The 22,252-nt window shown below is 34.9% G+C and carries 14 protein-coding genes; 11 read left to right on the top strand and 3 right to left on the bottom strand.

What is annotated here, in order from left to right; translation table 11 throughout:
- Window positions 1–4: 4 nt before the first annotated feature.
- The 3 genes from ACFSC2_RS09480 to ACFSC2_RS09470 form a co-directional block, all read right to left on the bottom strand.
- Window positions 5–1,486 (bottom strand): glycoside hydrolase family 10-like protein, encoded by a 1,482-nt coding sequence (locus ACFSC2_RS09480; protein WP_379814231.1) that lies wholly within the window; start codon window positions 1,484–1,486, stop codon window positions 5–7.
- A gap of 133 nt (window positions 1,487–1,619) precedes the next feature.
- A complete protein-coding gene (locus ACFSC2_RS09475; protein ID WP_379814232.1) occupies window positions 1,620–2,453 on the bottom strand; it encodes an alpha/beta hydrolase in 834 nt (277 codons plus the stop codon).
- A gap of 134 nt (window positions 2,454–2,587) precedes the next feature.
- On the bottom strand, window positions 2,588–3,337 hold the full coding sequence (locus tag ACFSC2_RS09470) for a DeoR/GlpR family DNA-binding transcription regulator (RefSeq protein ID WP_379814233.1): 750 nt from the start codon (window positions 3,335–3,337) through the stop codon (window positions 2,588–2,590).
- A 247-nt stretch (window positions 3,338–3,584) separates the two neighbouring features.
- Between ACFSC2_RS09470 and ACFSC2_RS09465 the strand changes: the two genes are divergently transcribed.
- The 11 genes from ACFSC2_RS09465 (at window position 3,585) to ACFSC2_RS09415 (ending at window position 22,242) form a co-directional block, all read left to right on the top strand.
- A complete protein-coding gene (locus tag ACFSC2_RS09465; RefSeq protein WP_379814234.1) occupies window positions 3,585–6,872 on the top strand; it encodes a SusC/RagA family TonB-linked outer membrane protein in 3,288 nt (1,095 codons plus the stop codon).
- Window positions 6,873–6,895: 23 nt separating this feature from the next.
- Window positions 6,896–8,629, top strand: coding sequence for a RagB/SusD family nutrient uptake outer membrane protein (locus tag ACFSC2_RS09460; protein ID WP_379814235.1), 1,734 nt, complete (start codon window positions 6,896–6,898; stop codon window positions 8,627–8,629).
- Window positions 8,630–8,921: 292 nt separating this feature from the next.
- The gene (locus ACFSC2_RS09455) at window positions 8,922–10,058 is read left to right on the top strand and encodes an exo-beta-N-acetylmuramidase NamZ family protein (RefSeq protein ID WP_379814309.1); all 1,137 of its coding nucleotides are present in this window, start codon (window positions 8,922–8,924) and stop codon (window positions 10,056–10,058) included.
- A 330-nt stretch (window positions 10,059–10,388) separates the two neighbouring features.
- Entirely contained in the window at window positions 10,389–11,210 is an 822-nt protein-coding gene (gene murQ, locus ACFSC2_RS09450; protein ID WP_379814236.1) for an N-acetylmuramic acid 6-phosphate etherase, read from the top strand.
- A gap of 24 nt (window positions 11,211–11,234) precedes the next feature.
- Window positions 11,235–12,740 carry a sodium:solute symporter gene (locus tag ACFSC2_RS09445; protein ID WP_379814237.1) on the top strand — a complete coding sequence of 502 codons (1,506 nt, stop codon included), beginning with the start codon at window positions 11,235–11,237 and terminating at the stop codon, window positions 12,738–12,740.
- Window positions 12,741–12,791: 51 nt separating this feature from the next.
- Window positions 12,792–15,791: a glycoside hydrolase family 3 N-terminal domain-containing protein gene (locus tag ACFSC2_RS09440; RefSeq protein ID WP_379814238.1), complete on the top strand. Its 3,000-nt coding sequence runs from the start codon at window positions 12,792–12,794 to the stop codon at window positions 15,789–15,791.
- A 349-nt stretch (window positions 15,792–16,140) separates the two neighbouring features.
- Window positions 16,141–17,346, top strand: coding sequence for an anhydro-N-acetylmuramic acid kinase (locus ACFSC2_RS09435; protein WP_379814239.1), 1,206 nt, complete (start codon window positions 16,141–16,143; stop codon window positions 17,344–17,346).
- A 291-nt stretch (window positions 17,347–17,637) separates the two neighbouring features.
- Window positions 17,638–18,909 (top strand): acyltransferase family protein, encoded by a 1,272-nt coding sequence (locus tag ACFSC2_RS09430; protein ID WP_379814240.1) that lies wholly within the window; start codon window positions 17,638–17,640, stop codon window positions 18,907–18,909.
- Window positions 18,910–19,001: 92 nt separating this feature from the next.
- Complete coding sequence (locus ACFSC2_RS09425; RefSeq protein ID WP_379814241.1) at window positions 19,002–20,576, top strand: family 10 glycosylhydrolase; 1,575 nt, start codon at window positions 19,002–19,004, stop codon at window positions 20,574–20,576.
- On the top strand, window positions 20,560–21,879 hold the full coding sequence (locus ACFSC2_RS09420; protein WP_379814242.1) for an MFS transporter: 1,320 nt from the start codon (window positions 20,560–20,562) through the stop codon (window positions 21,877–21,879). The genes ACFSC2_RS09425 and ACFSC2_RS09420 overlap by 17 nt, the downstream gene beginning before the upstream one ends.
- A 21-nt stretch (window positions 21,880–21,900) precedes the next feature.
- Complete coding sequence (locus tag ACFSC2_RS09415) at window positions 21,901–22,242, top strand: hypothetical protein (protein WP_379814243.1); 342 nt, start codon at window positions 21,901–21,903, stop codon at window positions 22,240–22,242.
- Window positions 22,243–22,252 lie beyond the last annotated feature (10 nt).

Below are 22,252 nucleotides of genomic sequence, written 5' to 3'. Positions count from 1 at the left end.
CTGTCTATTTTAGCGTAAATTCGATTGGAGCACTTTCGGTCTGCGTCTGACTCAGCGCTGTGACAGCATACACATATTTATCAAAATCAGGATTTGAGACTTCTAATTTTTCAGCAGTTGTGACATTGTAGATATTTTCTGGATTAGAAAAATCGGTAATCTTTCCTTTTACAAATCGATAAATCACATATTTTTTATCGTTTAAAGATGCTTTCCAACTTAAAATTCCTTTGTCGCCTTTTTGTACCGCAACTGCATTTGTCGGCGCCTGTGGTGTAATTCTCGTAATTCTATTCGCTTCTGGAGTTAAGGCGATGTATTTGTATTGCTTTTCGATTAAAGGTTTTCTAAGCGTGTCTCCTTTTTTAAGAAAAGTGGAAGCTGTAAAATGCATCGAACCGTCGATATTTGGCATTTTACGAATCATTTCGATCTGTTTTACAATTTGATCAGGACTTCTCCATTCTGGTTCTTTTGCCGTGTTAGAAATTTTGTAATCGCCGTGGCCAACGTATACATTCGCGCCAAACTTGTGAGAAGCCCACCATTTTGCCAAAACTTCATAATTAGCTCGGTCAAAACCAATGTGCCAGTACAATTGAGGCGTAACATAATCGATCCAGTTTTCTTTCTGCCATTTTAAAATATCGGCATACAAATCGTCGTAATTGGTTTGTCCCGCCACGGTGTTTGAACCATCAGCATCTTTGGCTTTGTTTCGCCAAACGCCAAAAGGCGAAATTCCGAATTCTACTTCTGGTTTATTGGCAATAATAGTATCTCGAATTTGTTTGATAATTAAATCGACATTATCTCTTCTCCAGTTGTCTTTGTCTTTAAACTGACGCGGTTCTTTAGCGAAAGCTTCTTCATCTGGAAATTCCTGACCAGTAATTTTATACGGATAAAAATAATCATCCATATGAATGGCCTGAATATCATAATTACGAACAATTTCGCCCACAACAGAAGAAACAAAATCTCTGGTTTCCTGATATCCCGGATTAAAATAACGGCTTTTTCCGTAAGTCACAAACAACTTTGGTTTCTTAAAAAACAAGTGCGATTTTGCCAAAACATCTCTAATAGTATCTTTCTGAACGCGGTATGGATTTAACCAGACATGAACATTCATGCCGCGTTTTCCGGCTTCATCAATCATTAATTGCAGCGGATCAAAACCTGGGGCAACACCTTGTGTTCCTGTTATCCAGTGCGAAGCCGGCTCTTTGGTAGATTTGTAGTAAGCATCGGCAGTTGGACGAATTTGAAAAATAACGGTATTCAGATTATTCGAACGCAGATTATCCAAAATAGTAATCATTTCTGCTTTCATTTGTTTGTCTGACAATCCCGGTTTTGACGGCCAATCTATATTTTCTACCGTTGAAATCCATGCTGCTCTCATTTCTCTTTTTGGCGAATGCTGACCGAAAAGAATGGTTTGAAAGAATAACAGCAGGAATAAAATTTTGATATTTTTCATAGTTTTTTTGGTTTGTTAGCTGCAGATTGGTTTCCGGTATGAAAAAATACCTAACAGGTTATAAAAACCTGTTAGGATAACCAACCAAAATTTATGTCAGGCTGATTGTGTGGTAATCAGCAAACATATTCGTTTATATTTTTGCTTTTTCATTGAAAAAATTACTAAAAAACAAAAGCTGAAATTTTAGTGCATTTTCCCAATAAGCAAGATTATGTTCTCCAGGACGTTCTATGTAATCGTGGTTTATTTTCTTGTCAAGCATTTTATCATGAAGATCTCGATTTACTTTCATAAAAAAATCATCAACACCACAATCAATAATCAGCTTTAGACTATTATTTGGTAATAAATCCAGCATATTTACTACGGTGTTTTTATTCCAATTTTCTGGAAATTCGTTTATAGAACCTAAACGTTTTTTGATATCCCAATTATCTGGAAACGGTCGGAAATCTACTCCTCCGCTCATACTTCCGGCCGCGCCAAAAATGTCTTGATGTTTTATTGAAAGATATAACGCTCCGTGCCCGCCCATGCTTAAACCTGAAATAGCACGGCCGTCACGAGTGGAGATGGTTTTGTAGTTTTTATCGATATAAGAAACCAATTCTGAAGTAACATAGGTTTCATATTTAAAAGAAGGATCAATCGGGCTGTCAAAATACCAGCTGGAGTAATTTCCATCAACACCAATTACAATAAAGTTATAAAGATCGACTTGCTTTTTAAGTTCTTTGAAGTCTTTTGCCCAAGAAGCATAATTACCACTGTAACCATGAAGCAGATAAACAACGGGAAATTTTTTATCACTTTTTTTATAACTGTCCGGAAGTATTACACAAGTCTTAATGTTTTTTTTCATCGAAGCACTAAAAACCAGAACAGTATCAACTTGTGCTGCTTTTGAAGAAAAAATTATGACAAAAAAAAGTAGTAAACTCGCAAGATATTGTTTGTTCTTCATGACTCGGTTCTTTGTAATATTTTGGTTTAACAAATATATACAAAAAACGCAAAGAATTCATTATTTTGCATTATTTAACAAAATAAAATTTAAAACACGCAAAAAAACGCAAAAAAAGATGCAGTAAACTCAAATTATAAGACAAAAACTCCTGATTTTCGATAATCTTCTAACAGAGGATCTTGAGGATCTAGTTCCGTTACGATCGTATCTAACTGACTAAGATCGCAAACACCATGAGGCATTTTGGTATTTAATTTATTGGATGAAAACATAGATACCACTTTTTCAGAGGCTTCTATCATTGCTTTTTTCACAATAGAAACTTCATAACCTACTTCTGTCAGCCCTTGTTTGATACTAATACTGCTTGCCCCAATAAAACAAATATCTGCTTTTATTTTCGACACAACCTGTATTACATCCATCCCAATTGTAACCATTGCGTTTTTCTGCATCTTCCCGCCAATAAATATTAAATCTACATTAGGATGTTGTGACAACTGCATAGCAATTGGAAGACTATATGTATATATAGTTGCTTTTAAATCTGAAGGAATAAGCTTTGCAAATACTAAATTTGTACTGCCGCCGCTCATTATAATTACTTGTCCGTCACGCAATAAAGAGAGTGCTTTTGTGACAATTTTTTTCTTTTCGTCTTCTGCATTTATTGCAATCTGAAAAACATCTGCTGACTTTTCTACAAATTTAATTGCACCGCCATATACCTTCTCTAGAAGCTTTTTACTATCTAATTCGTTTAAATCTCTTCTGATCGTGTCTTCGGATAAATCGAGCGCCAAAGCTAAATCTGTAGTAACAACTTTTTGCTCTTCAAGTAATTTAGTCATTATAAATTTATGTCTTTCAGCTTTTAGCATCTTTTCCCGATTTTTAAAATTCAAGACAAATATATCAAATAATTGATATAAATATTACACTCTTCCGCAATAACCGCAACAGCACGCAAAAACTAATCTTCGCAACAAATTTTAGAAGTAAAAAAGATTTAAAACTTGCATTATTTTGCGTTTTTTAAGAATATTTTTTAAAAAAGCAGAAAAAAATCGCATTTGTATGCAATAATTAGATATATTTGCTTGACAACCATAAAAAAACCGAATAATCATGAAAAAATTACTCCTTATTTCATTGTTGGTTTTGTTCATTCAATCAACCTTTGGACAAACAAAAACAATTACTGGAACTGTAAAAAACAAAACGGACGGATTTCCGCTTCCGGGAGTTAGTGTCCTTATTCAAGGAACATCAAATGGTACAACCACCGATTTTGATGGAAACTACAGTATCAGTATCGCACCTGGACGCAGCCTTGTATTTAGCTATATGGGTTTTGAAACCACTATTGTAAAAGTTGAAGGACAGCAAAAAGTCGACATTTCACTTTCAGAAAGCACCTCAAAACTTGATGAAGTTGTTGTAGTAGGATTTGCTTCTCAGAAGAAAACTAATTTAACTGGAGCGGTAGCCAATATTGACGTTGCTAAAACGATAGGCAGCAGACCTTTGACAGACGTGAGCAAGGCACTTCAAGGAACTACTCCTGGGGTAAATATTTCTTTTAACTCTGGAAATATCAATCGTGCGGCTACTATTAATATACGTGGTGCAGGAACTATCAATGGTTCTGATGCTCCTTTAATATTAGTTGATGGTGTTCCGACTGATTTATCACTTATTAACCCGAACGATGTTGCTACCATGTCGGTGCTTAAAGATGCAGCTTCTGCTTCTATCTATGGTGCTCGTGCCGCTTTTGGTGTGGTATTGATTACGACTAAAGGAGGAAAAACTGGTGAAGGTAAAGTAAGATTCTCTTATAGTGCAAACACCGCTTTTACAAATGCAATTTCTACTCTGAAATTTTTAGATCCGACAGAAGAAATTCCTGGACTTATCGCAGCAGGAACAAGAACTGACGGTGCTGTACCAGAGATCTTTGGTCAAAACTATAATACCCTGCTTGCCGGAATTAAAAACTGGAAAGAAAAATACGCTAACAATCGCACCAGCAATGAAATGGTTTATGGTGAAGACTGGGAAATTAAAAATGGCACACCATACTTCTACAGAGTTTGGGACGCTAATAAAGAATTGTATGCACAAAATGCATTACAAACTACTCACAATCTTTCTGCACAAGGTAATCTTGGAGATAAAAGTTCATTCTTTGCTTCTTTTGGACTTACCAATCAAGAAGGTATGTTACGTGTAAATCAGGAAGAAAGAAGAAGAATAAACATTAATTTAGGATTTACAACAAAATTAGCGGAGTGGCTTACTGGAGATTTTAAAGTAATGACCATAAACAGTTCTTATGATCAGCCATTTAACTATTATGGCGGTTCTGGTACTGACGATACTAGTTATGGCGGTTATTTTGGATATGCACTTCGATGGGGTCAGTATTTCCCGAATTTCGGAACGTATAGAGGTTATAATTTCCGTACTGCCGGAGGTTATTTGTCAAATGCTTCTCGTAACGAAAACAACAGACGCAACACCAGATTAAGTGCCAAATTTACGGCTGATATTACCAAAGATCTTAATTTAATTGCCGAAGTAAGCAGTGTTAATGATTTTTACAACAGAAAACAAAACGGTGGTAAATTCTTAGCTTGGGACAGCTGGTCTGCCATGCCTTATGATGCTACAACTATTCAAACCGCTACTCCGGCAACTCTTGAAGCTGGAAACGATTATGTCGCACAATCTAAAGCAGAGTCAACTACCAATGTTGTGAATATTTATGGTAATTATAAAAAACAATTAGGAAATCATAACTTTAAATTCTTAGGCGGTTTTAACTCTGAGTGGCAGGATTTCTCTCGTAATTATGCAAGAAGAAATACTTTATTAGATAAATCAAAACCAGAATTTAACCTTGCGGTTGGAGAACAATTTGTTTCTGGATCAGCGAATAAAGATTTGAATCCAACAGAAACTACTTATTCTATTGCTGGATTCTTTGCTCGTGTAAATTATGATTATAATGGAATTTATCTTGTAGAATTGAATGCTCGTTATGATGGTTCTTCAAAATTCCCAACAAGCGAACAATGGGGCTTCTTCCCGTCTGCTTCTGTAGGATATAAAATTGTTAACGAAAAATTCATGGAAGGAACGCGCGACTGGTTAACTGACCTTAAATTACGTGCTTCTATTGGATCAATTGGAAATCAAAACGTTGGAAACAATGCTTTCTTATCTTTATTGAATTCAACTAACCCTTCATGGGTAAACAGCGGTACTACAATTCCGCCTTCTACAGGATTGCCTACAAACGTTGACCCTGCATTAACATGGGAAAAAGTATATACAAAAGACGTAGGTATTGATATTAAAATATTCAACATGCTTGGCGCTTCATTCGACTGGTACCAGCGTGATACAAAAGGAATGCTGGCTCCAGGAATTACACTTCCGGGTTCATTTGGTCAAAATGCGGCGCAAACCAATTCTGGAAACATGAGAACAAAAGGATGGGAATTGGCTTTGAACTTCAACAAACAATTAAGCGAAAATGCTTCTGTATTTGTTGATCTTGCTTTATCAGATTCAAAATCGGTAATTACAAAATGGAATAATAGTTCAAAATTACTAGCTGTTGTTACACCGACTACTTATCCGTATTATGATGGTTTTGAAATCGGGCAAATCTGGGGATTAACCAGCGATCGATTATTACAAGCTGACGATGTTATTACAAACAACGGTAAAACGGTAAACGGCGTTGATTATTCTAAAACAATGGGTGGTAATTTTAAATACGGAGCAGGAGATGTTCATTATGTGGATGTTGACGGTGATGGTGCTATAACCCGCGGTGCTGGAACGGCTGACGATCATGGAGATTTGAAAAAAATCGGAAATTCAACTCCTCGTTATAAATATGGTATCACATTAGGCGGTAAATATCGCGGATTTGATGTTTCGGCTTTCTTCCAAGGAGTTGGAAAACGTGATTATTGGGCTTCGTCTGATGCTGTTTTACCATTCTATCGTGCTCCTCAGCAAATGTATGAGAACCAAGCAGATTACTGGACTCCAGAAAACACAGATGCTTATTGGCCAAATCCATATTATGGAAACGAAGCTAACACTCTTGGTTCTGGTACTACAGGTCAAAACAACTTTGTTACTTCTACAAGATATTTATTAGATATGTCTTACTTCCGTTTAAAAAACTTCAGTCTTGGATATTCTTTACCAAAAGAACTTGTAAAAAAAGCTAGATTAGAAAAAGTAAGAATTTATACTTCGGGTGAAAACTTATTAACATGGAAAGATAAACGTCTTCCTGTTGACCCTGAAATTGACGAAACAGAAGTTTTCTGGGGAAGAGCTTATCCTTACACCAAAACTTGGTCAGTTGGGGTTGAGTTATCGTTCTAATACTAATATTCAAAATTTTAAAAATGAAAAAATCAAATATAAAATCGAGATTTCTGCTGTTTTTCGCTGCATCTCTAACAGCACTGACTACAGTAAGCTGTTCGGATTACCTAAGTGATGATCCTGCAGATAAATTTACAAATGATAACTTTTGGCAGTCAGAAGACAACGTAAAAACGTTTTCATGGGTTAATTATGATACTTTTTATGGATACGGAAACGGTACAACAATCGGACTTTCCTTTTTCTACTATCATGGAAGTGATTATAGAGTAGATGATAACTTGGCCGCGTTTACTTTTTATCAAATGCCAATCACTGCTTCAACTACAAACCAATATTCATGGAACGAATACTATACGTTGATACGTCGTTGTAATTTGATGCTTGAAAAGATTCCAACAGTAAGTATGTCGCCAGATAAAAAGAACCATTACATTGGAGTTGCTAAATTTTTTAGAGCCTATACGTATTTCCGTTTAGTTCAAAAAATGGGAGACGTTCCTTATACTGACAGATATTTAGCGCAAAGTGACCCAGCGGTTTATGCTCCAGCAATGCCAAGAGCAAAAGTAATTGATAATGTAATTGCAGATTTAGAAGAAGCGGCAAACTTAATGCTTGTAACCGATGATAAAAACGTTACAGTTAACAAATATACTGCTTATGCTGCATTGAGTAATGTTTGTACTTATGAAGGAACTTATAGAAAATACCATTTAGGACAAGACGGAAGTGCTTACTTAAACAAAGCAAAAACAGCTTCTTTGGCCGTTATGAATAATCCTGCGTATAAATTAAATGCTGATTGGAAATCACTTTACAATTCAGTTGAATTATTAGGAAATACTGAAGTGATATTGGCAAAACGTTATTTGACAAACGTATTGATGCATTCACTTCAAAACTATACAAATACTTCAACTATTCAATATGGCTTAACGAAATGGGCTGCTGACAGTTACGTAACAACAAACGGATTACCAATTCAACAAGCTGGAAATACACAATTTGCGGGTGACGATAACGTTACTAAAACTTTCACTAACAGAGATCCTCGTTTTGCAAAAACAGTAAATCCTGCCAACTATGGTTACAAAGGAAAACCATACGGAACGGCCGCATTAGTATCAATGTCTGGATATGTTTTTGAATTGTACAACAATCCTGCAACAACAGGTCCTGACGTAACAACTGGCGGACGTAACTATACAGATGCCCCATTATTTACATTGAGCGAAGTCTATTTAAACTACGCTGAAGCTTGTGCTGAATTAGGTACTGCAACAAACATTGATCTTGATTTATCGATTAACAAAGTTCGTGCACGTGCTGGAATTGCACCTTTGACAACTGACGGAATCAATGCTTCTGCTGGTGGTATTCAAATTAACGATCCTAGAAGAACTTCTGCTTTAGAATCACTTTCTGGAGTTGTAAATCCGTTGATTTGGGAAATTCGTCGTGAGCGTCAAATCGAGTTTATGAGCTGGACAACTTTAAGACAAGCAGATATTTACCGTTGGAAAAAAGGTGATTATCTAGATACAAATAAAAACCTAGATGTGAATCTTGGAGCGAGAATTGGAACTCCGGTTGGCTCACAAACTGTGGTAGACGGCAACGGATATGTGAAAATTTATCCTGCAAGTGCAAGAAATTTTGAGCCAAAACATTACTTAATGAATATCCCAACAAACGATATTGATTTGTACAAAGCTCAAGGTGTAGAGTTAAAACAAAACCCAGGCTGGTAATCCTAATAACAGATTACTACCCAAATTTTAAACTGCCTCTGAGAACTAATTTTCAGAGGTAGTTTTTAAAATCTCATTTTTACTTACTATAAATAGAAAAGAAATCAATCTGATAAAATTTTCTATAACTACTACTCTACTTCATCACAATCAAAAAAACGCTAAATAGTAATCAAATAATAATCTAATTTTATAAAGTCTTTATTTGTTTTCTAACTATTAAAAGTAATTTCAAATGATAAAATTTATAACCAAAAGTATGCTTATTGCTGCCACTCTTCTCAATACGGCAATGTATTCTAATAAGGATAAAGTAAGCACACAAAATGAAACAGTATCATTTTCAACTATCAAAACAGGAGCAGATAATTACGAAAAATACCTGCCGTTATTAAAGGATAAAAAAGTCGGAATCGTAACCAATCAAACCGGAATTTTATCTGATAAAACACATGTTGTAGATTTTTTATTGGAAAAAAAAGTGGCTTTACAAACCATTTTTGCACCAGAACACGGCTTTAGAGGAACAGCCGATGCAGGTGAACATATTGTCGATGGAAAAGACCAAAAAACCGGACTGCCAATTATTTCGCTTTACGGAGATAATAAAAAACCAAAACCAGCGCAGTTAGCCAATATTGACATTATGATTTTTGATCTTCAGGATGTTGGTGCTCGTTTTTATACGTACATTTCTTCTTTGCATTATGTAATGGAAGCCTGTGCAGAAAACAACATTCCGCTGATCGTTTTTGACAGACCAAATCCGAACGGAAGTATTGTAGACGGACCTCTATTAGAAAAAGAATTTACCAGTTTTGTTGGTATGCACCCAATTCCATTATTACACGGAATGACGATTGGTGAATATTCACAAATGGTAAATGGACAAAAATGGCTGAAAGATGGTGTTCAATGTAAACTAACAATCATTCCTTGTATTGATTACAAAAGAACAATGCCTTACAGTTTATTGGTAAAACCTTCTCCAAACCTGCCTAATGACCAATCAATAAATTTATATGCGAGTTTGTGTCTTTTTGAAGGAACCAACGTAAGCATGGGACGCGGCACTGAAAAACAATTTCAAATTTACGGATCCCCTTTCCTGAAAAAAACAGGATTCAGCTTTACGCCAAAGCCAAATTTTGGTGCAAAAGATCCGGTTTATAATGGAAAAGAGTGTTTTGGAGAAGATCTAACTTCATACCCAAAACTCAACCAATTAGAATTAAAATGGCTCATTAAAGCTTATCAAAATACCAGCGACAAAACGAAATTCTTTAATGCCTTTTTCACCAAACTTGCCGGAACTAAAAAATTACAACAGCAAATAGAATCTGGAGTTTCAGAAAAAGACATCCGCGAAAGCTGGAAAAAAGATTTAGAAGCCTTCAAAACAATGCGAAAACAGTATTTGATTTATTAATCAGATTTTATACAGAGGAAGTTTTGCCTCAAAAAGACTTTTTTAAACACATAGAGACATAGATTTTTATTTTCTGTGAAAAGTCGTATGGAAGAAAAACTCGTTTCTCCACACATAGCTATACGCTGACAACTTTGTCAAAGTTTTAAACTTTGACAAAGTTACTCACAAAGAAAATTACACAAAGCTATGTGCATTAATCCTAAGTGAAACGCCTTTTAGACGGTCCAAAAAACTATATCTCTATGTGTTTAAAAATCAAAGCCAAAAAAAATATCGAAGTTGTAAATTCCCAAAATCTACCATTTCAAAAATCAAAAAAAAGAAAAAATGAAAAATAAAAATCCAGAAACAGAACAAGAATCTTTGTACAAAGACTTGGACCAAATGAGCGTGAAAGAGCTGTTGACCAGCATTAATACAGAAGACAAAAAAGTACCACATATAATTGAAGAACAGATTCCGAAAATCGAAAAACTCGTAAAAGCGATTGTAAAGAAAATGCAATTGGGAGGCCGTTTATTCTATATCGGTGCTGGAACTTCTGGTCGTATCGGAATTTTGGATGCTTCTGAATGTCCGCCTACTTTTGGCGTGCCGCATGATATGATTATCGGAATTATTGCCGGCGGTGATACAGCCATTAGAAAAGCGGTTGAAAATGCCGAAGACGATACGGAACAAGCGTGGAAAGATTTAGCTAAATTTGAAATTTCGAGTTTAGATTTCATTATCGGAATTGCTGCTTCTGGAAATACGCCGTATGTTTTGGGCGCATTGAAAAAAGCAAAAGAACACAATATCAAAACCGGAAGTATTTCGTGTATCAGCAACGGATTAATAGCGCAGGAAGCCGATTTTCCAATTGAATTAATTGTTGGACCAGAATTCTTAACCGGAAGTACAAGAATGAAAGCCGGAACAGCTCAAAAACTGACTTTGAACATGATTTCGACTTCGGTTATGATCAAACTCGGAAAAGTAAAAGGCAACAAAATGGTTGACATGCAGCTGTCAAACGAAAAACTGGTAAAACGAGGCATCAAAATGATTATGGAAGAATTAGGAATTGAATATGAGCTTGCCGAAGAATTATTGCATAAACATAAAAGCGTAAGAGCTGTTTTAATGGAAAACAGCGCCAAAAAATAATCTAAAAACTAAACCATAACCAAAATGTCTTCTACAACCATTCTCATTTTCATCTTTGTTTATTTTGGACTTTTATTGTTCATTTCGAACGTCATTAGTAAAAAAGGACAAGACAACGATTCTTTTTTCAAAGCAAATAAAAATTCTAAATGGTATTTGGTTGCTTTTGGTATGATTGGAACCGCACTTTCGGGCGTAACTTTCATTTCGGTTCCTGGCGAAGTTGGTTCGCCAAATGGAGAACAGTTTAAATATTTTCAGTTTGTTTTAGGAAATGCCATCGGATTTATCATTATTGCCAAAGTCCTGCTTCCACTCTATTACAGAATGAATCTGACTTCGATTTACAGTTATATTGAGCACCGAATGGGAGTTAGAAGTTACAAAACCGCTGCTTCGATTTTCTTAGTCAGCAGAACCATAAGTTCAGCTTTCAGATTGTATTTGGTTGTCATCGTTTTACAGCGATATGTATTCAACGATTTTCATATTCCGTTTCCTGTAACCGTACTTTTGGCGTTAGCATTAATCTTTTTATATACTTTTAGAAGCGGTTTAAAAACGATTATTATTACCGATACTTTACAGACATTTTTCTTAGTAAGTTCTGTTTTTATCACGATTTATTTTGTTTGCGACAGTTTAGATTTAACTGTAATTGAGTCTGTTTCAACCATTAAAAACAGCAATTATTCTAAAGTATTTTTCTTCGATGATTTTTTTACAAGTAAATATCATTTTGTAAAACAAATTTTAGGGGGAATGTTTGTAACCATTGCAATGACAGGGCTTGATCAGGATTTAATGCAGAAAAACCTAAGCTGTAAAAACATTGGCGAGGCACAAAAAAACATGTTTACCTTTACGGGAATCTTCGTTGTAATCAATATTATCTTTTTAAGTTTAGGAGCATTATTATATATTTACGCTTCCAAAAACAATGTTCAAGTTCCGTTAGATTTAGTTACAGGAAAACCGCGAACCGATTTACTTTTTCCAGAAATTGCTTTAAATCATCTTTCGATTGTACCGGCTTTTATTTTCCTTTTAGGAATTATCGCTGCTACTTTTGCAACAACAGATTCGGCTTTGACCGCCTTAACCACCTCTTTCTGTGTTGATTTCCTCGGAATGGATAAATCTGAAAATCTGGATAATAACAAAAACGTCAAAATTAGGCATTGGGTGCATTTTGCATTTTCAATCTTACTTTTTCTGGTTATTATTGTTTTGAATTCGTTTAATGACGCTTCGGTTGTCGCCCTAATTTTTAGAGCTGCATCTTATACATACGGACCATTATTAGGTTTATACGCTTTCGGATTGTTGCAAAAATCGAGATTAGTAAACGACAAACTGATTCCGATAATCTGTATTATTTCACCGATTTTCACTTATTTCTTAAGCGAACATTCAGCACAATTATTCGGATATACTTTTGATAACGAATTAATTATCGTAAACGGATTATTCACTTACATCGGAATTTATTTAACAAGTAAAAAATCCAGCGAAAGAATCTCTTTCTAAAAGCAAAAAAACAGCAATACAGATAATTAAGTATTGCCAACATATTATTTCATGAAAAATACTATTATCAAAATAGGTCTTTTGACTTTGGTTCTTTTTTTAATCGTCAACTGCGGTGTTTCTAAAAAAAGTACAACCACGGTAGAAACGACCAAACCCATTGCTACAGAAAACGACGAAGTTTATACTGCCAAAACAAAATCGGAAAGAAAACCTTTTTTTAAAGATTCTGATGCCGAAAATCGCTGGGCAGACAGTATTTATTCGCAAATGACTTTGGATGAAAAACTTGGGCAATTATTTTTTGTGAATGCGTATTCTAACAAAGATTCTGTTCATGAAAATAAAGTCAAAGAATTAGTTTCAAAATACAAAGTGGGCGGTGTCATTTTCTTTCAAGGCGGACCAATGCGTCAGGCGAAATTGACGAATATTTATCAATCAAAAGCCAAAGTGCCTTTATTTATTGGTCTTGATGCCGAATGGGGTTTGGCGATGCGTTTAGACTCAACGTACCGTTATCCTTGGAACATGACTTTGGGCGCGATCGAAGATTTATCTTTACTTGAAAAAGTCGGACGAAATATGGGCGTTGAATGCAAGAGAATGGGAATCCATTTTAATTTTGCTCCCGTTTTAGACATCAATACCAATCCGCTGAATCCAATTATCGGGAATCGTTCTTTTGGCGAAAGCAAAACAAACGTTGCTGATAAAGCCACTGCATTAATGAAAGGCATTCAAAGTCAAGGCGTTTTGTGTACCGGAAAACATTTTCCGGGGCATGGAGACACAGCTTCAGATTCTCATAAAACACTTCCGACAGTTTTACTTTCAAAAGAACAAATTGATCAGGTAGATTTATATCCGTATAAACAGCTTTTTGACGAAGGTTTGGCTTCTGTAATGGTGGCACATCTTAATATTCCGAGTTTAGAACCGACACAGAACATTCCATCTTCTGCTTCTTACAGCATTGTAACAGAACTTCTTCAAAAACAAATGGGCTTTGAAGGCTTGATTTTTACCGACGGTCTAGGCATGAAAGGCGCAAGCGATTTTAAACCTGTCGGCGACTTAGAACTGGCTGTTTTATTAGCAGGAAATGATATTTTCTTATGTCCAGATGACGTTCCGAAAGCTTTAGAAAAACTAAAAATTTTCTATTCAAACGGACAAATCACAGAAGAGCGTCTGGCACATTCAGTTAAAAAGATTTTGCATTATAAATTCAAAGCGGGTTTAAACAAATACAAAGCGGTCGATTTAAAAAATTTAAGAGAAGATTTAAACAGTCCAGACAAAGATGCTCTTCATTATACATTATATGAAAATGCTGTTACGGTCTTAAAAAATGAAAAAGAAATTCTTCCGATAAAAGATCTGACTCAAAAAATCGCTTATGTAAAACTGGGCGAAGACGTAAACAGCGATTTTGTTACTACTTTAAAAAAATACACTGAGATTACAGAAGTTTCAAATACCAATGTAGATTCTTTAAATACTGCTTTAAAGAAATTCGATTTGGTAATTGTAAGTTATCACAAAGTGAATAAAGCTTGGGAAAAACATGATTTTAAATCGAATGAATTATTTTTTCTGAATAAAATTGCCGAGAATAATAAAGTGATTTTAGACATTTTTGCAAAACCTTATTCACTTCTCCCAATAAAGAATTTTGATGAATTTGAAGGATTAGTAGTTTCGTATCAAAATTCGACTATTTCGCAAATCGTTTCTGCTGAAATTTTATTTGGAGCCAAAGGCGCAAAAGGAAAATTACCCGTATCTATAAATGATAATTTTAAAATAAACGATGGATTAACGACTGAAAAAATAGACCGTTTAGCCTTCCAAATGCCGGAAAACGTCGGAATGAGTTCAGCTGTTCTTTCTAAAATTGATGCGATCGCCCAAAAAGCAATCGACGGAAAAATGGCACCGGGAATGCAGGTTTTGGTTGCCAGAAAAGGAAATGTAGTTTTCCAGAAATCATACGGTTATCATACTTATAATAAGGATGTAAAAGTCTCAAATACCGATTTGTACGACGTAGCTTCGATCTCAAAAATGATTTCTACACTGCCAAATGTGATGCAGTTATATGATAAAGAAAAAGTGACTTTAGACACCAAATTGGGAACAATGATTCCGTTGTTTGCTAGATCCAACAAAAAAGACATTTCTTTCAAAGATTTATTAAATCATTATGCTGGTTTGATTGCTTGGAGTCCATTTTACAAATCGACTTTAGATGCAAAAGGTTTTCCGTCTGATAAATATTACCGAAAAATTCCAGAGAAAAACTTCACTACAAAAGTCGCCGACAGTCTTTTCATCAGCAATGATTATCACGACACGATCATGAAATTTATTGCTGATTCTCCTGTTTCACTTAAAAAAGAATACAAATACAGTGATTTTACATTCATTATTTTAAAAGAATATTTAGAAAAAATTACACATAAAAAACTGGAAGATTTAAGTCAGGAAAATTTCTTTAATTCTTTGGGAATGAATTACACAACGTACAATCCGTTATTGAAATTTGACAAAAATACAATCGCTCCAACTGAAATTGATAATTATTTCAGACATCAATTAATTCAAGGTTACGTACACGATATGGCAGTTGCAATGGAAGGCGGTGTTGCAGGTCACGCTGGAGTATTCTCTAATGCCATGGACGTTGCTAAAATGATGCAGCTCTTCCTTCAAAAAGGAAATTACGGCGGGAAGCAATATTTTTCTTCGGCAACATTCGATACTTTCAATACTTGCTTTTATTGCACTCAAGGCGTCGAAAGAGGTTTAGGTTTTGATAAAAGATTAGGAAAGGACGGTCCGACTTGTCAATGTGCTTCGGCATCAAGTTTTGGACATACCGGATTTACCGGAAATATGGCCTGGGTTGATCCTGCAAATGAGACGGTTTATGTCTTTTTATCTAACAGAACATATCCAGAAGTAGGTGATGAAGGAAATAAACTTGCGAAGGAAAAAATTCGCGAGGACATTCAGAAAATAATTTATGAATCTATAACGAAATAAAACCAGTTACTCATTTAATGAAACTATACAAAAAGTATTAAACAAAGAAAAAGCAGCTTCGGAGAAGCAAAATATTTATAGAAATTGTATTTATTGTCGATTTTAAAGAGCTCCAGTGGAGCGAAATATAGTAGAAAATGTATCGCTCCGATGGAGCTCTTTAGATTCATTGAATTGAATTTCTATAAATTTTTTGCTCCGCTGGAGCCGACTAAAATAAATATTGTTAAAAACCAAAGAGACTACCCAATATTTCAGAGCAGTATCTTTATGCCATAGGAATTATATCAAAATTCTTTTGTCCAGAATATAATAGCTATAACTTTAGCAGCATTTTAAACGAATTTTCATGAACAAAAATATAAACGCGCTTTATCAAATTGCTCAAAAACAAAGTCGAAAAATTATTGGCTTGATGTCGGGAACTTCACTTGACGGATTGGATATTGCGCTTTGCGAAATTTCAGGATCTGGCGTCAATACAGAAGTGAAATTACTTCAATTTGAAACTATTGATTATTCCGAAGAAATTAAAACAGAAATTCGTAAAGTCTTTGCAAAAAAAACAATCGATTTTCAGCATTTGGTTTTGCTCAATGAATGGATTGGTTTACTGCACGCCGAAATGATTAACGAGAGCTTGAAAAAGTGGAATATTGATTCGAAAGAAGTTGATTTAATTGCCTCACACGGACAAACCGTTTTGCATGCGCCAAAGTTTTTGCATCAGCAGGAAAAGTTTCCTAATGCAACTTTGCAAATTGGCGATGGCGATCATATTGCGGTGAAAACGGGAATTATTACGTTATCTGATTTCAGACAAAAACATGTTGCTGCAGGAGGAGAAGGCGCGCCATTAGCTGTTTACGGCGATTATTTCTTGTTCGGGAAAGAAGGCGAAAACCGAATCATGTTAAACATCGGCGGCATTGCCAATTTTACATATCTGCCCAGTGCTATAAATGCTGAAGCCACTTTTGTAACCGATACAGGACCGGGAAATACTTTGATCGATCTTTTTGTCAAACACTATTTCCTTGATAAAAGTTATGACAAAGATGCTGAAATTGCCAAACAAGGAATTGTAAACCAATCGCTTTTAGAATATTTAAAAGACAATTCGTTTTTTAAACAAGGGTTTCCAAAAACAATTGGACAGGAACTTTTCGGCTTTGATTACGTGAATATTGCTTTGAATAAAAGTGGAAATACAACAATTACGCCTCAGGATTTATTAGCAACTTTAACACGTTTCAGCGCTGAAACAATTGCAGAAGCGATTCAATTTGCAGCTCAAAACAGCAATTATAAAATAGAAGATTTCAAGATTTATATTTCTGGCGGAGGAGCGAAAAATCCTTTATTAGTAGCATGGCTGAAAGAATTATTGCCATGCTCATTTTTCAAAAGCGACGATTTAGGAATTAATAGTGATGCCAAAGAAGCAATTTTGTTCGCGATTTTAGCAAATGAAACCGTTTCTGGTGGTGATTTTAATTTCGGAACCAATAAAATTCCATCAGTAACAATGGGAAAAATTTCGATGCCGGATTAAATAGATAAACAGTGAGTTTTTTTAAATACATAGAATCATAGATTTTGCAATGCAGAAAAGGAATTTCACTTGTTTAACAAACATAGACTTTATGTTATTCTTTTCGAAAAGCTTTAACAAAGTTTAATATTTTGACAAAGCTGTCAATGCTAAGTTATGTGTGGAGAAACGAGTTTCTCTTCCCTACTCTTTTAAAAAGAAATAAAACCTATGTTTCTATGTGTTTAAAAATCCCAAAACAATAAAAACAACAAACCACAAACAATAAACTACTAACAAACTAAAAAAACCATGACAAAAGAACGTTTAACCTCACTGGACGTATTTAGAGGATTTACTATTTTCCTAATGACGATAGTTAACAATCCCGGAAGCTGGTCTTCTATTTACCCGCCGTTAGAACATGCAGAATGGCACGGTTGTACGCCAACCGATTTAGTTTTTCCATTTTTCGTTTTTATAATGGGAACAGCAATACCTTTTGCCATGCCGGTTAAACATCTTGATGGTGCGGTTTTTAATAAAATTTTAGTTCGTTCGCTTCGAATTTTCTGTCTGGGATTATCTCTAGGATTCTTCGGCAGAATTCATTTGTTTGGTTTAGAAGGCTTGCCGCTTTTGGCTTTAAGACTCCTTATTTTCTTCGGAATCGCTTATGCTCTTTTGGGTGATTTTAGTTTAAAAGTTAAAACCTATCTTGTCTTTGGAATTTTAGCTGTTTTATTATTTTTGGCTTACAGCGGTTTAGAACATTTTGAAGATGTGAGAATTCCAGGTGTTTTACAGCGAATCGCAATTGTGTATTTTTTTACTTCACTTTTATATTTAAAAACGAATTTAAAAGCACAAATCATAACCGCAGTCTCAATTTTAATTGGATATTATTTGTTGATGGCTTTTGTTCCCGTTCCTGGAATTGGAGAAGCTAATTTTGAAAAAGGAACCAATCTGGCCGCTTGGTTCGATAATTTAGTTTTAAACGGACATCTTTGGAGCGTTTCTAAAACTTGGGATCCAGAAGGAATTTTAAGTACACTGCCAGCGATAGCAACAGGAATTACAGGAATGTTTATCGGACAAATTTTAAATTTATCTATTACCAAAATGGAAATCGTAAAGAAACTGGCAGTTGCAGGAATTGTTCTTCTAATTTCAGGATTACTTTGGAATATTATTTTCCCAATCAACAAATCACTTTGGACAAGTTCGTATGTGCTGTACACGGGCGGTATTGCGACTTTATGTTTAACGTTTTTGTATTACATTATTGATGTCGCGAATTATAAAAAATGGGCCAAATTATTTTTAATCTGGGGTGTAAATCCGATGATTGTTTTTTATTTTTCTGGAATAATTCCGAGGGTAATGAGTTCTGTAAAAATGCAAAATCCTGAAATTGGCGGTGAAGAAATTGGCTTTCAAGCTTACATTTACAAATTCGGACTTCTACCGAATTTTGAAAACCCATTAAATGCATCATTGGCCTATGCACTTTCTTATGCCCTATTTTGGTCAATTATTTTATGGATTTTATACAAAAAGAAACTAATATTCAAAGTTTAACGTTTCAGAAATAATGGTATTATTATTGCGAAATTTAAATTTCCTTTAATCATCTAAAAAAACTATTTTTGGTTTTTGTTAAAAACATTGAAATGCATAAAAATCAGTATCTAATATTCTCTACCCTATTCATATTATTCGTTTCGACGATCTCTTTTGCGCAGGAAAAAATAATGCATCCGAAAAATGAATTCAGAGGTGTTTGGATCGCAACTGTAGTAAATATCGACTGGCCAAAAACCGCTTCCGATAACGTGGAGAAAGAAAGAGCTGATTATCTTGAAATTTTAGAAACGTATAAAAAATTAAATTACAACGCTGTAATTGTTCAGGTACGTAGTGTGGGAGATGCTTTTTATCCATCTGAATTTGCGCCTTGGTCTCGTTTTTTAACTGGAAAAGAAGGTGTAGCACCGAATCCGTATTATGATGCTTTAGCTTGGATGATCGAGCAGGCACATGCGAGAGGTTTTGAGTTTCACGCTTGGCTGAATCCGTATCGTGCGACTTTCGATTTAAATAAAAATCTTTTAAATCCTGCACATGATGTATTTAAACATCCAGAATGGATGATTGAATATGGCGGAAAATATTATTACGATCCTGCTTTACCAGAAGTTCAAGCGCATTTAACAAAAGTAGTTAAAGAAGTCGTTGACAAATATGATATTGATGCCATTCATTTTGATGATTATTTTTATCCGTATGCCGTTCCCGGAAAAGTATTTAACGACACCGCTTCGTACAAAAAATACGGATCTGGTTTAAGCCTTGCCGATTGGCGTCGTGCAAATGTGAGCAACTTTGTACATTCTATTTCAGTAACCATCAAAGAAAGTAAACCTTGGGTTCAGTTCGGAATCAGTCCATTCGGGGTTTGGCGAAACAAATCTCAAGACCCGAGAGGTTCAGAGACACAATCGACATCCAATTACGACGATTTATACGCCGATCCAATGTTGTGGATGGAGCAAAAATGGATCGATTATATCATGCCTCAATTGTATTGGAGTATGAATAATCCGAGAGCTTCTTATTCTAAATTAGTAAAATGGTGGTCTGAAAATGCCAATAATACTGCAATTTATATAGGTCATGCTCCATACAAAATAAGAGGCGACGGCGACAAAAGCTGGAATTTTGCTACCGAAATTCCAACGCAGGTAGATTTTGCCAGAAGTTTTAAAAATGTATCGGGAAGTGCTTATTTCAGTGCTAAATGGTTTATGGGTAAAAATTTTGATGTTGTTCGTTTGTTAGAAGAAAATCAATATAAATATCCTGCGCTTCCTTTGGCTGTTCCGAATTTAAGACACGTTATTATCGACAAACCGCAAGTTCTTGAATACAACAAAGACAGCATTAAATACAATTTTACATTCAAAAGTCCGCTGAATACCAGAGTTCGCTACATGGTAGTTTACGGAGGTGAACATATTTCTAAAATAGACATTAACGATGCTTCAAAAATCATTGAAAAAGTTACTGTAAAAGAAGAAGACGGCAAGATTACCTTTGCAATCGCTGGTGGAAAACTAAATTTGTACAAAGCCTGCGCGGTTACTTTTATTGATTATTACGCCAACGAAAGTTCACCAACCGCAATAGATTTAAAAAAACCTGTTAAAAACTATATCCCAAATCAGCCTAATGAAAATAGACAATAAACCTTGGTTCTGGATTCCGCTTCTTAATTTCGCTTCAGGATTACCTTATGCCGTAATTATTTCGGTTTCGGTAATTATGTACAAAAATCTTGGCATTACAAATGAAGATATTGGAGTTTACACCAGTTTATTATATCTACCTTGGGTTATAAAACCGCTTTGGAGCCCTTTTATAGAACTAAAAGGAACTAAAAGAAAATGGTTTCTATCGATGCAATTGCTTATTTCAATTGCCTTTTTACTAGTCGGTTTTGCCATTCCAGCAAATGGATTTTTCATAATGACTTTGGCCATTTTTTGGGTTGCTGCTTTTGCTTCAGCTTCAAATGATATTGCGAGTGACGGTTTTTATTTATTGGTTTTACCTAAAGAACAACAGTCTTTTTTCCTCGGAATCAGAAGTACTTTTTACAGACTTTCAATGCTTGCCGGAAACGGATTAATTGTACTTTTTGCCGGTTATTTAGAACATAAATATGGTGATAATACAAAAGCGTGGTCATATACAATGATTTGTGTTGGTTTATTAATGACTTTCATAACCGTTTACAATTTCATATTTACACCTAAAAACGAGATCAATAAAGCTGAAAGTAAAGATATTCCACATCAAAACTTTGGAACAATATTCGCCAGTTTCTTTAAGAAAAAACAAATCGGATTAATTCTGACTTTTATTCTGGTTTTCAGGTTAGGAGAATCGCAATTACTAAAAATGTTAAGTCCGTTTTTACTAGACTCTAAAGAATTAGGAGGAATGGGGTTAGACACCGAATCTGTCGGAATTATTTATGGTACTTTAGGAATTTTAGCCTTAACAATCGGCGGCATTTTAGGCGGAATCGCAATTTCTAAACACGGTCTTACCAAATGGATGCTCCCAATGTTTTTGGCGATGCATTTACCAATTTTGGGTTTTATAGGTTTAGCGCATTTTCAACCGCAAGAACTCTTTCATCTTCATGCAAATATGTATTTTTTCGAAATAAATTCCCCACTTAATTTGTACACTTGTCTAACTGTAGTTTTAGAACAATTTGGTTACGGATTCGGTTTTACAGGATTTATGATGTATCTGATTCATGTTGCCGAAGGAGAATCTAAAACGGCACATTATGCTCTTGCAACTGGTTTTATGGCGTTAGGAATGATGCTTCCGGGAATGTTAAGTGGATTTATACAAAAATTTTTAGGCTATCAAAACTTCTTTATTTGGGTTTTCATCGCCACAATTCCAGGTCTTATTTTATCACGTTTTTTAATTTTCCCGAAAGATTTTGGGAAAAAACAAGAAGAAGTTTAACCCCAAATCAAACTTTTACCTATGGAAATCAATGAAAATTTGCAGGCCGAACGCAATCTAAAAGGATCTGAGTTCGAGAAAACAGGAAATCTTGAAAAAGCAATTGAGTTGTATGAAGAAAATGCTGCAGAAGGCTTTAAAGGAAATCACCCGTACGATAGATTGGCAACAATCTACAAAAACCAAAATGATCTCGACAATGAGATTAGAGTTTTAGAAAAAGCAATTTTGGTTTACGAAGAAATCACAGTCGAAGATCGTTTGGAAGGACTTCCTAAACTTTTCCGTTTCAAAAACCGATTAGAAAAAGCCCTTGAAACCAAAAAGCAATTGGCCAAACAGAAAAAAGCAAAGTTGAAATAAAATAATCTTT

The organism is Flavobacterium artemisiae (assembly GCF_042678225.1).
GTDB lineage: Bacteria > Bacteroidota > Bacteroidia > Flavobacteriales > Flavobacteriaceae > Flavobacterium > Flavobacterium artemisiae.
This window is presented reverse-complemented; position numbering and strand designations above follow the sequence as displayed.